The 8,345-nt window shown below is 68.2% G+C and carries 10 protein-coding genes; 5 read left to right on the top strand and 5 right to left on the bottom strand.

Going from position 1 to position 8,345, the window contains the following annotated elements:
* The 3 genes from QZV94_RS20345 to QZV94_RS20335 all read right to left on the bottom strand — a co-directional run.
* Positions 1 to 858, bottom strand: an 858-nt coding sequence (locus QZV94_RS20345) for a homoserine dehydrogenase (protein ID WP_293681160.1), incomplete at its 3' end; no start/stop codon positions are given.
* 8 nt (positions 859 to 866) lie between these two features.
* Positions 867 to 2,087 (bottom strand): LL-diaminopimelate aminotransferase, encoded by a 1,221-nt coding sequence (locus tag QZV94_RS20340; protein ID WP_293681157.1) that lies wholly within the window; start codon positions 2,085 to 2,087, stop codon positions 867 to 869.
* A gap of 142 nt (positions 2,088 to 2,229) precedes the next feature.
* On the bottom strand, positions 2,230 to 2,652 hold the full coding sequence (locus QZV94_RS20335; RefSeq protein WP_293681154.1) for a hypothetical protein: 423 nt from the start codon (positions 2,650 to 2,652) through the stop codon (positions 2,230 to 2,232).
* A 76-nt stretch (positions 2,653 to 2,728) separates the two neighbouring features.
* On the opposite strand from QZV94_RS20335, the gene phaC reads away from it, so the two are divergent.
* Positions 2,729 to 4,693, top strand: a complete 1,965-nt coding sequence (phaC, locus tag QZV94_RS20330) for a class I poly(R)-hydroxyalkanoic acid synthase (protein ID WP_293681151.1) — start codon at positions 2,729 to 2,731, stop codon at positions 4,691 to 4,693.
* Positions 4,694 to 4,712: 19 nt separating this feature from the next.
* Here phaC and QZV94_RS20325 read toward each other — a convergent pair whose 3' ends face one another.
* Positions 4,713 to 5,255 (bottom strand): arsinothricin resistance N-acetyltransferase ArsN1 family B, encoded by a 543-nt coding sequence (locus tag QZV94_RS20325; RefSeq protein WP_293681148.1) that lies wholly within the window; start codon positions 5,253 to 5,255, stop codon positions 4,713 to 4,715.
* Between the two features lie 47 nt (positions 5,256 to 5,302).
* Here QZV94_RS20325 and QZV94_RS20320 point away from each other — a divergent pair, with 47 nt between their 5' ends.
* From QZV94_RS20320 to QZV94_RS20305, 4 genes are all read left to right on the top strand, one after another.
* Entirely contained in the window at positions 5,303 to 5,866 is a 564-nt protein-coding gene (locus QZV94_RS20320; RefSeq protein WP_293681145.1) for an XRE family transcriptional regulator, read from the top strand.
* Positions 5,867 to 5,973: 107 nt separating this feature from the next.
* Entirely contained in the window at positions 5,974 to 6,300 is a 327-nt protein-coding gene (locus QZV94_RS20315) for a PadR family transcriptional regulator (protein ID WP_293681142.1), read from the top strand.
* Complete coding sequence (locus QZV94_RS20310) at positions 6,297 to 6,857, top strand: DUF1700 domain-containing protein (protein ID WP_293681139.1); 561 nt, start codon at positions 6,297 to 6,299, stop codon at positions 6,855 to 6,857. The genes QZV94_RS20315 and QZV94_RS20310 overlap by 4 nt, the downstream gene beginning before the upstream one ends.
* Positions 6,858 to 6,870: 13 nt before the next feature.
* Positions 6,871 to 7,716, top strand: a complete 846-nt coding sequence (locus tag QZV94_RS20305) for a DUF2807 domain-containing protein (RefSeq protein WP_293681136.1) — start codon at positions 6,871 to 6,873, stop codon at positions 7,714 to 7,716.
* Between the two features lie 4 nt (positions 7,717 to 7,720).
* Here QZV94_RS20305 and msrB read toward each other — a convergent pair whose 3' ends face one another.
* Complete coding sequence (msrB, locus tag QZV94_RS20300; RefSeq protein WP_293681133.1) at positions 7,721 to 8,194, bottom strand: peptide-methionine (R)-S-oxide reductase MsrB; 474 nt, start codon at positions 8,192 to 8,194, stop codon at positions 7,721 to 7,723.
* Between the last annotated feature and the right edge of the window lie 151 nt (positions 8,195 to 8,345).

Here is an 8,345-nt window from a genome sequence, read left to right as displayed (position 1 = left end):
GAAGAGCGCATTCAGGGCTCCGCCCGCCCGCGCCAGCGGGTGGTCCAGCGGCGCCAGCGTCGGATGCACCCGCACCAGCGCGCCGTGGATCGACCGCTCCGCCGAGGCCACCAGCTTGATCCGGTAGCCCAGGTCCTTGGCCATGCGGATGTCGAGCAACTCGACCCCCTCGATCCCCTCGATCTCGGCGGCGGCGAAGTTGGGCGCGCAGCCGAAGGCCAACGCCGCCAGGATGGTGATCTTGTGCGCCGCGTCGAACCCGCCCACGTCCATGGTCGGGTCGGCCTCGGCGTAGCCAAGCCGCTGGGCCTCGGCGAGCACGTCGGCGAAGGAGCGACCGGTCGCCTCCATCTCGGTCAGGATGTAGTTGCAGGTGCCGTTGAGGATGCCCGAGATCGAGTGGATGTCGTCGCCGACCAGGGCCTCGCGCACCACCTTCACGGCCGGCACGCCGCCCATCACCGCCGCCTCGAACTTCAGCGGGACGCCCATCTCCTCGGCCAGCGCCGCCAGTTCCGCGCCGTGTTCGGCGATCAGCGCCTTGTTGGCGGTGACCACGGGTTTGCCGGCCCTGAGCGCCGCCTCGACCGCCGCCTTGGCCGGCCCGTCGGACCCACCGATCAGCTCGACGAACAGGTCGGTCTCATCCGACTTGGCGAGTTCCACCGGATCGTCGAACCAAGGCAGGTTCGAGATGTCGAACGGCCGCGGCCGCGACCGTGACCGCGCCGACACTCCGCTGACCACAGCCATGCCGCCGGCCGGCGCGAACGCCGGGTTGTCGGCCAGGAAGGTGAGCAGCCCGGCGCCGACGGTCCCCAGGCCCGCAACCCCGATGCCCCAAGGCTTGCGATCGATCTCGTCCATCACTGCGCCGCCAGGGCGTTGTGGGCGCGGCCCAGGATCTCATCCGAGTTGGCCAGGAACTTCTTCACGTTGCGCGCCGCCTGCCGGATCCGATGTTCGTTCTCCACCAGCCCCACACGGACATAGCCCTCGCCGTACTCGCCGAAGCCAATGCCCGGCGCCACGGCCACGCCCGCTTCCTCGATCAGGAGCTTGGAGAACAGGAGCGACCCGGCCTCCTTGAACTGCTCGGGCACCGGGGCCCAGGCGAACATCGAGGCCGACGGCGAGGGGATGTCCCAGCCGGCGCGCTTCATGGTCTGCACCAGCACGTCGCGCCGGGACTTGTAGATGGCCCTGATCTCCTCGATGCAGTCCGCCGGGCCGTTGAGCGCCGCGGCGGCGGCCACCTGGATCGGGGTGTAGGCGCCATAGTCGAGGTACGACTTCACCCGCGCCAGCGCCGCGCAGATGCGGGCGTTGCCCACCACCATGCCGACCCGCCAGCCGGCCATGGCGAAGGTCTTCGAGAGCGAGTTGACCTCGACGGCGATATCCTTGGCCCCCTCGATCTGCAGAACCGACGGCGGTGGATTGTCGTCGAAGTAGATCTCCGAATAGGCGATGTCGGAGATCACCAGCATGTCGTGCTTGCGGGCCAGCTGAATGGCGTCGCGGTAGAACTCCAGGTCCACGCACTGCGCCGTCGGGTTCGAAGGATAGCTGAGGATCAGCACGGTGGGCGGCGGCGCCGAGTGCTTCACCGCCCGGCTTACGCCCGACAGGTATTCCTCAGGCGACAGCGCCGGCACGTGGCGGATCACCCCGCCGGCCATGATGAAGCCATAGGCGTGGATCGGGTACGCCGGGTTCGGGCAGACGATCACGTCGCCGGGCGCGGTCAACGCCTGGGCCAGGTTGGCGAAGCCCTCCTTCGACCCCAGGGTGGCGATCACCTCGGTGTCCGGGTCAAGCTTCACGCCGAAGCGGCGGTCGTAATAGCCGGCCATGGCGCGGCGCAGGCCGATGATGCCCTTCGAGGCCGAGTAGCGCCCGGCCTTGGGATCGCGGGCGGTCTCGATCAGCTTGTCGACGATATGCTTGGGCGTCGGCATGTCGGGGTTGCCCATGCCGAAGTCGATGATGTCGGTCCCCTGGGCGCGCAGGCGCGCCTTGATCTTGTTGACCTCCTCGAGGACGTAGGGCGGGAGGCGGCGGATGCGGTGGAATTCGGGTGTCATGGCTGAAGCTCTTTCGCCGCCATGGCTTGCGCGGCTGATCTGCGAGCTGACGTCTGGCCTGGATAGACTGATCGGGCGGAGTCCGCCAAGCCGGCTTTCAGGTTTTTTGCCTCGCGCGGCGCCTCTGGGCTCAGGGTCTGAGCTAGCGCGGCGGAGGCGGGGTAGCTCGCTCCCTCAGCTCCCGCGCATAGGCTTCGGCGTCGCCCGGCCGGGCTGGATCGATTGCCGGGCCGGCGTCGCGGCGCGCGGCTTCGGCGAAAGCGTCGGTGGCCTGCAGGGTCCAGGTCCCGGGCTCGGTCGCGCGGATCAGCGCGTCGCCCGCGGCGGCCACGCGGTCGGCGGACATCCCGTACTGCGCGGCGGGGCGCATGTCGGTCGGCGTCTTGGGAATGCTGGCGAAGGTGGGGAACTTGCCCTCCTGCCGGCTCAGCTGGGCCACGTCGGCCGCCACGGGCGAGGACGGGTCGATCGGCGTGGCGCCAAATGGGTTGCCGACGCACCCGCCCAGCAGCGCGCTGCCGCAAAGCGCGGCAAGAATCGGAAAAGGCGGGCGCGGAACGTACATTTCCGCCAAGGTCTTATGCGATGATGGCGAAGGACGGAAGAGCGCGGCCGATGACCGCGCCATTTCGGAGGACCAGATGAGCGAGCAGAGCGCGGCCCCATCCAAAGCCAAGGCAAAGGCCAAGGCGAAGAAGCCCAACGGCAAGAAGGCCGCCGCCAAGCCGGCTGCGGCGGAAACCAAGACCTTCACGGCCGATCCCCCGCCGGCCTCTGCGTCCGCCAAGGACCCCGGGCCCAGCGGCCCCGCGTTCGGAGCGGCTTCGTTCTCCGCAGAGCAACGCGCCCAGGTCGAACAGCTGAGCATGAACCTGGCCCGCGCGGCTTTGACGGCCCAGGGGACCATCGCCGAGATGGCGCTGCGCCAGGCCGATCGCCCCGCGGCGCTGTCGGCCGACCCGTTCCACGTGGCCCCGGCGCTGACCCAGGTGATGGGCCGCCTCGCCGCCCAGCCCGACCGGATGATGCGGGCGCAGGCGGACCTGTTCTCACGCTACCTCGAACTCTGGCAGACGACTGCGCGGCGCGCCACCGGCGCGGCGCCCGACCCCGTCGTGGCCCCCGCCAAGGGCGACAAGCGCTTCGCCGACCCCGACTGGAGCGACAATCCCGTCTTCGACACGATCAAGCAGTCCTACCTGCTTACCGCCAACTGGCTGAACGGCCTGGTCGCCGAAGTCGACGGCGTCGATCCGCTCGAGAAGCGCCGCGTCGAGTTCTTCATGAAGATGCTCACCGACGCCTTCTCGCCGTCGAACTTCCTGGCCTCCAACCCCACGGCGCTGAGGGAGGTGCTGGCTACGGGCGGCGAGAGCCTGGTCCGCGGCATGCAGAACTTCCAGGCCGACCTGCAGCGCGGCGGCGGATCGCTGTCCATCGCCCAGACCGACTACGAGATGTTCAAGATCGGCGAGAACGTCGCCACCGCCCCCGGCAAGGTGGTGTTCCGCAACGAGCTCATCGAACTGCTGCAGTTCTCACCCTCGACCGAGACGGTCTGCGAGATCCCGCTGCTGATCTTCCCGCCGTGGATCAACAAGTTCTACATCATGGACCTGCGCCCCGAGAACTCGCTTATCCGCTGGCTGGCCAGCCAGGGCTTAACCGTGTTTGTGGCCTCTTGGGTGAACCCTGACGCCTCGCTGGCCACCAAGACCTTCGAAGACTACATGCGCCAGGGCATCTACGAAGGCGTCGCGGCCGTGAAGAAGCAGGCCGGCGTCGATCACGTGAACACTGTCGGCTACTGCATCGGCGGCACCCTGCTCTCGGCCACCCTGGCGCACATGGCGGCCAAGGGGGATGAGTCGATCGGCTCAGCCACCTTCTTCGCCGCCCAGCAGGACTTCTCCGAAGCCGGCGACCTGCTCCTCTTCACCAACGAGGAGTGGATCAAGACCCTCGAGGACAAGATGGATGCCGGCGGCGGCGTCCTCGACGGCAAGACCATGGCCGACACGTTCAACGCGCTGCGCGGCAACGACTTGATCTGGTCGTTCTTCGTGAACAACTACCTCTTGGGCAAGGAGCCCAAGCCCTTCGACCTGCTGTTCTGGAACTCCGACCAGACGCGGATGCCCAAGACCCTGCACACCGACTACCTGCGCAAGTTCTACGGCCAGAACGCCATGGCCAAGGGCGAGCTGGTCGTCGACGGCGTGCAGATCGACCTGGGCAAGGTGAAGGTGCCGATCTATGCCCAGTCCTCCAAGGAGGACCACATTGCCCCCGCCCGTTCGGTCTACAAGGGCGCGCGGCTGTTCGGCGGCCCCACCACCTTCACCATGGCGGGCTCCGGCCACATCGCCGGCGTCATCAACGCCCCGGTGGCGAACAAGTACCAGCACTGGACCAACGACGCCCTGCCCGCCACCCTCGACGAGTGGCAGGCCGGCGCGGTCGAGCACCCCGGCTCCTGGTGGCCCCACTGGGCGGCCTGGCTGAAGGCCCGCTCCGGCAAGCAGATCCCCGCCCGCGACCCGGCTGCGGGCCCCCTGAAGCCGCTGGGCGACGCGCCAGGCGAATACGTGCTGGTGCGGAGCTAGCGTCCGACCCATTCGGACGTCAGTCGGCGGGCAGTTCGCAGAACGGGATCGGCTCGCCGCGAGGCGGGCCGCTGGCGATGAGACGACCCCACCAGCCCACATCGCGCCAGGCGCCGAACTTGAAGCCGGCGTCTGCGAAGGCGCCGATGTGGCGAAAGCCCATCGCCTCGTGCAGGCCGACGCTCTTCTCGTTGGGAAGCGTGATGCCCGCAAAGGCGGCGTGGAAGCCTTGGCGCAGCAGGATCTCGAATAGGCGGGTGTAGAGGGCGCGCCCCACGCCGCGGCGATGGACCTCCGGCGCGGCGTAGGCCGTGACATCCACAGACCAGCGATAGGCCGCCCTCTCCTTGTGCGGCGTGGCGTAGGCGTAGGCGGCGACCCAGCCCTCATCTTCAAAGACGAGGAAGGGATGGGTCGTAAGGGTCTTGCGCATGCGCCCGCGCATTTCCTCTGCGGACGGCGGAACCTCTTCGAACGAAATGACCGTGTCGCGCACATAGGGGGCGTAGATGCCCGCGACCGCGGCGGCGTCCTCCTCGGTGGCGGTTCTCACGCGGGCCATTGCGCTCCCCTCCTGACGGACCTAAGACATCCCCTATCGAGGATGAGATGTCAAATATAGTGGATTCGGAAACCTCCCTGTCCCTTCGGATCGCGCGCGAGCGGACAGACCGGGGCTGGTCGCTGGCCCAGTTGGCGGAGCGTTCGGGCGTCTCACGCTCCATGCTCAGCAAGATCGAGCGGCAGGAATCCAGTCCGACGGCCACGGTGCTGCTGCGGATCGCTGCGGCCTTCGGGGTGACGCTTGCCGAACTGCTGACCGAGCCCGCGAGCGCCGGCTCCCGGGTGTTGCGCGCGGCCGACCAGCCGGCCTGGATCGACCCTGCGACCGGCTATCGGCGTCGCCAGGTCTATCTGAGCGCGGGCCTACCGTTGGAACTGGTGGATGTGGAGCTGCCCCCGGGCGCAAGAGTCGCCGCGCCGGCGGCCTCATACGCCCTCATCCGGCAGGTGCTCTGGGTGCTGGAAGGCGCCCTCGTCGTCCAGGAGGGCGAGCTGCCAACGACGCTTGGGGCCGGGGACCGTCTGGAGTTCGGCCCGCCGTCCGACGTGGTTTTCCGCAATGAGAGCGGCAGGCCATGTCGCTACTTGGTCGCCGTCCTACGCTGGTGATCGCGGCCGATTCGCCCGCGGTCCGGGTTACTAACGTTTAATGCCAGCTACCTTGCACCACTCACTACCTTGCCGTACCTCATGGGTACACAAGGAGGCGCTTCCCCGTGCCCGAGGCCATCGAGATCCAGCTGAAGAAGGGCGCGCTTGAGCTTTGCGTCCTCGCCCTGCTCTCGCAGCACGACAGCTACGCCTACGAGATCGCCAGCAAGCTCGCCGATGCCATCGGCATGGGTGAAGGCACCATCTATCCGCTGATGCGCCGGCTGCAGGCCGACGGCCTGGTGGAGACCTACCTCGTCGAGAGCAAGGAAGGCCCACCGCGCAAGTACTACCGGCTGAGCGAGGCCGGGAAACAGAACTTCATCTCGCAGCAGGCGGCCTGGAAGTCGTTCTCCGGCGCCGTCGAGACCATCCTTGGAGGGGCCCAATGACACGCCAAGCGTTTCTGGCCCGGCTGCGGGAAGGCCTGCGCGGCCTGCCTGCGCAGACCGTGGCCGATGTGATTTCCGACTATGAGGCCCACTTCGCCGACGGCGCCGCCGAAGGCCGCAGCGAAGCCGAAGTGGCCGCCGCGCTGGGCAACCCGGACCGCCTCGCCCGCGAACTGCGCGCCGAGTCCAGCCTCAACCGCTGGCGCGACGAACGCAGTCCGTCCTCCGCCGCTGCGGCCGTGTTCGCCGTCCTGGGCCTGGGCGCGCTCGATATCCTGATCCTGCTGCCGATCCTGATGAGCGTGGCGGCGACCATCTTCGCCTTCTTCGTGGTGGCCGTGGTGATGTTCTTCGTGGGCGCCTTCGCGCTCGCCGCCGGGCCCTTCACGGACCCGCCAGGCGGGCCCGGCGCCGCGATCCTGGTCGGTATCGGCGTCATGTCGGGATCCGCCTCCGCCGGAGCGATCCTGACGATCATCACCATCGGCCTGATCAACGCCTTGGTCTGGTACGGCCGCCTGCACTACCGGCTCCTGAAGCCGGCCCTCGAAGCCTGATCGGGAGGTCCAGATGATCCGCGTCCTCGCAATGATCGCCATCGCCGGCTTCCTGCTGAGCGTCGGCTCCATCGCCGCCGCCGTCGCCATCGCCGGTCCAGACGCCCTGGCGCGCGGCAGTTGGCGCTTCGCCGACGGCCGGGACTGGAGCCGCCACTGGGGCTGGGACTGGCGCGACGACGTGGAACGCCGCGATCACACCCGCTGGTCGGGCGGCGACGAGGGCGAGACCACCACCCGTAGCCTGGCCTGGAGCGGCGCCGAACGCCTCGACCTCGAGGTCGCCGCCGAGGTCCGTTACATCCAGACGCCGGGGAGCCCGGGGACGGTGGAGGTCACCGGCCCCGCCCGGGCGGTCAGTGACCTGGAGATCACGGGCGATACGATTCGCTACGCGCACGGCCGCGCTCACTGGCGTCCCGAACTGACCATCGTCGTGCGGGCCCCCAACATCGCGGCCTTTGACGTGTCCGGCGCCAACAGGCTCGAGGTGGAGAGCTACAGGCAGCCGCGTCTCAGTCTGGACGTCTCGGGGGACGCCGACGTCACGGTCGTGGGCGAGACCGACGACCTGAACCTCAACATCTCCGGCAATGGCGACGCCGATCTCGGGAAGCTGAAGACCCAGCGCGCCGACGTCGACGCCGCAGGCGCCTCGGACGCAACCATCGCGCCGTCGGACTGGGCGCGGCTCGACGCGTCCGGCATGGCCGACATCCGCCTGCTCACTCGCCCGCGCCAACTGGAGACCGACGTTTCGGGCGCCGGCAGGATTCACCAGGACGGCGGCGACTCCTCGCCCTCCCCGCCGTCTTCGAACGCCCCGCCCGCCGTCGCTCCTAAGGGCGCGAAGACGTGACGCCCTAGGCGGACACGAACTTCAGGCCCAGGCCGTTGTTGCAGTAGCGCAGGCCCGTCGGCTTCGGCCCGTCGTCGAAGACGTGGCCCTGGTGACCCAGGCATCGCGCGCAGTGATACTCCTTGCGCGGCACGCCGATCTTGAAGTCGGTCTTGGTGGCGACCGCACCGGGGATCGCCCGGTAGAAGCTGGGCCAGCCGGTGTTGCTCTCGTACTTCGTCTCCGACTTGAACAGCGGCAGGTCGCAGCCGGCGCATGAGAAGATGCCGGCGCGTTTTTCCTGGTCCAGGGGGCTGTAGCCCGGCGGCTCGGTATCGCCCTGCCGCATGACCATATAGGCGTCTTCAGACAGGATTTTTCGCCACTCAGCCGTGGTGTGTCTGACCTCAAAGGGCACCTGAGCGAGCGCCGTGCCGCCGAAGGCGCAAACAACGCCCAGCGCCGATGACGTGATCAGGAAGGTGCGGCGCGAAATCATGATGTCGCCTTTCGCATTACAATCCAGAGGCTCGTTTTATACCCATCTCGTCGCAGACTGCAGCAACCGTTCGCAGATCATCCCACGCCTTCGCCTTGTCTTCGGGGCGGCGCAGCAGATAGGCGGGGTGCAGCAGGGGTACGCATTTCAC

It is taken from the genome of uncultured Phenylobacterium sp., assembly GCF_902826855.1.
GTDB lineage: Bacteria > Pseudomonadota > Alphaproteobacteria > Caulobacterales > Caulobacteraceae > Phenylobacterium.
Note: the sequence above shows the minus strand (reverse complement) of the source record. Positions and strands in the feature narration are given on the sequence as shown.